The organism is uncultured Dialister sp., from assembly GCF_937959425.1.
Classification (GTDB): Bacteria; Bacillota; Negativicutes; order Veillonellales; family Dialisteraceae; genus Dialister.
Genome location: NZ_CALGPS010000177.1, coordinates 1 through 2,931, shown reverse-complemented (window position 1 = coordinate 2,931; position 2,931 = coordinate 1). Strand labels below are relative to the sequence as shown.

Genomic DNA, 2,931 nt, shown 5'->3' with positions numbered 1-2,931 from the left:
TTTCAAGCTTAAGAACCCTCCGGCCCAGCGGGCCGGTCCATCTTAAGAACCTTCCCTCCCACCCTTTCCCTCCACTTCCCAAAGTGCTATGCTATACACAAATCTACCAAGCAGGAGGCAGCGATGAACGACACAGACAATGCATCATTTCGGAAATGGATACTGGCGGCCCTTTTGGCGGGAGCGGGGGTGCTTCTTTCCCCTCTCTTTTCCTTTCCCCTGGGGGTGACCCGGGCTTTTCCGCTGCAGCACATGATTAATATTTTCCTGGCGGTACTCTGTGGCAGCCGGTACAGCACATCGGCGGCTTTCTGCACGTCCCTTATCCGTAATCTTCTGGGCACCGGAAGCCTTCTGGCCTTCCCGGGGTCCATGGTGGGGGCCTTCCTGTCGGGCTTCCTCTACAGCCGGCTCCACAGTCTGTGGGCGGCGGTGCTGGGGGAATTCGTAGGCACTTCCATTATCGGTGGCCTCCTGTCTTATCCCATTGCCGCCCTTTTCATGGGTTCTTCCAAAGGGGCCCTCTTCTATGTATCCCTCTTTTCCGTTTCCTGCGGCGCCGGCTGCGTCATTGCCTATGTGGTTTTGAAGAGCGCCCGCCTGATTCAAACAGAATTTATGAAATCGAGATAAAATAAAGTGCCTGAGGGGCTCTTGAAACAGATTTGAAAATGAAACAGGCATCTCCTTTTTCAAAAAAGACCGGAATCCGGTCTTTTTTTCGTGATATGTATGCACTTTTTTAGCTGATAACATGGGACTTATTGCCTTTTTATCATCAGGTGCTAATTCCTATTGACAGAGTATTTCATTTCAGGGTATAATGTTTTAGTTTCATGAGATAAAAATTATTCAATTTCGTACTATCGTTTTATAAATAAAAATCCATTTGAGAATTTTAGAGAGCTTACGAAAGCTCCGGGGAGAGAAAATGAGACACTGCCTTCTGAAAACCACACTGGCTGCCTTTTTTGCAGCCACCGCATTCACCGTTTCCGCCGCCAATCCTTTTGCTGACGTGGATACATCCTCCTGGGCCTACCAGGCTGTATGCCAGCTGTCCGACCAGGGCGTAGTGGATGGCTATCCCGACGGCACATTCAAAGGGGATAAGAACGTAAGCCGCTACGAACTGGCCCAGATTATCGCCCGCCTCATGGCGAAGGAAGACAGCCTCAATGACAGCCAGAAGGCTATGGTGCAGAAGCTGTCCGCTGAATACGCCGGCGAGCTCCAGAGCCTTGGCGTCCGGGTGAAGGAATTGGAAAAGAAGACAGGAAACCTCTCCACTGTGACGGAACTTAGGGTGCAGGACATTCCTCGCTATGACAATGTATACAAAGACAATAAATCCAGCCACGACGAACTGAGCCTCCGTGTCCGTATCAACACCATGGCCAATGTGAACGACAGAAGCACCGTGTACAGCCAGCTGGAAACCACCATGGGCATGAACGGCTCCACTCCCTTCAACCCCAACCGCCAGGACTGGTCCAGCCGTGAAAGCTCGGACTCCGATAAAACAAGAACCGGCTACGGTGACGGCGATCTCCACATGAACCGCCTGTGGGCAACCTACCAGTTCGGACCGAAACAGGACACCTCCAAGCTGCCCTTCGGCCCCTCCAAAAACCTCATCGGCATCGGCCAGTTCCCCGTGAAAATGGGCGTCACCGGCTACACCTACGACGGCCAGTTCAAAGGCGCCTTCATCTCCTTCGGCGACTACCGCCAGGGCGGCCGCTTCACCATTGCCCATGGCCGCGCTACGGATATCAACTATAACTACACCGGGCCTATGGTTCGCGGCATGCCAAATATGTCTGCCCTGACTACAAATGCAATTAAGGGACAGCTTTTAAATGCTTTAACAAAGAGCCCGGATGTAATATCTGCAATTGAAAATGATAAGACAGGCCAGCTTGCAGGTTTCATGTCAGGAGCCGTGAGTAAAATAAATGCTGCCGATAATAATAGAGATTTGCAGAACACCATTTCTGCTATTGGAAAGAACTTAGCTGCGTCCGGAGATCCGATGTTGGCGGGGATTGGGCAGAGAGTCCAGGGCATTAATATTGCCAACCTTGTTTCCAATGGCGTAGGCTACTATAACCTTGATAACGATACCCTTTACCCCATGGGCAAAGATGTAATGGAAGACTGGGGACAGGATGAAGATGTGCCGGTGACCTATGCTTCCTACATTTTCAAGAAACCGAAACAGTGGGAATTCCATGCCTACGGCATGACCGCCAACGGCCCCATCGGTAAAATCTGCAAGGCCTACGGCTTTGCCGGTGCCTACTACGTGACCCCCATGTGGCATGTACAGGGCGAATTCGTGAAGAACATGCGGAAACTCCCTCTGAACAATGAACGGCCCTACAGCTTCAACTACGGCCTTCACTACGGCACTGCCGATGTGCTGACAGCCCGTTCCTTCGAAGTGGGGCTGGACTATGTATACAGCCAGGCAGGCACCTACTTCGGCGGCTCCTCCGACGACATCGTAGACCAGTACATGGGCCATATTTATAAAAACTGGCATGGCATGCATAATGTTCCTGCCTATATTGCAGACAAGATGGATGCCCAGCTTAATGGCACCGATTCTGCTAATCGCAACTACGGCGGCGCTAAATTCTTCCTGGCCAAAGCCTCCTTCGTCCCCATGAGAGGCCTCATCATTGATGCGGAATACGGCTTCAATGCCAAAGACATGGGCGGACGGAAAATGGACAACATGTTCATGCTGAAAGCTACGGCTTACATTAAATAAAACCCCATAGGGGCATGAAAAAACCGGATGAGAAATCATCCGGTTTTTTAGTGGGGTAGTAGGGAAAAGGTTCTAAAGATTGACCGGCCTGCGTCCGGAGGGTTCTTAGGTTGTGCGCCAGTTCGGCGTGTATAGTATAGTCTGGTGAAAGC

The 2,931-nt window shown here is 51.2% G+C and carries 2 protein-coding genes; both read left to right on the top strand.

Annotated features, from left to right (window positions below):
* Positions 1–123 precede the first annotated feature (123 nt).
* Positions 124–633, top strand: a complete 510-nt coding sequence (gene thiW, locus Q0482_RS07210) for an energy coupling factor transporter S component ThiW (RefSeq protein WP_299145067.1) — start codon at positions 124–126, stop codon at positions 631–633.
* A 298-nt stretch (positions 634–931) separates the two neighbouring features.
* Positions 932–2,779 (top strand): S-layer homology domain-containing protein, encoded by a 1,848-nt coding sequence (locus tag Q0482_RS07205; RefSeq protein WP_299145066.1) that lies wholly within the window; start codon positions 932–934, stop codon positions 2,777–2,779.
* The last annotated feature ends 152 nt before the right edge of the window (positions 2,780–2,931 follow it).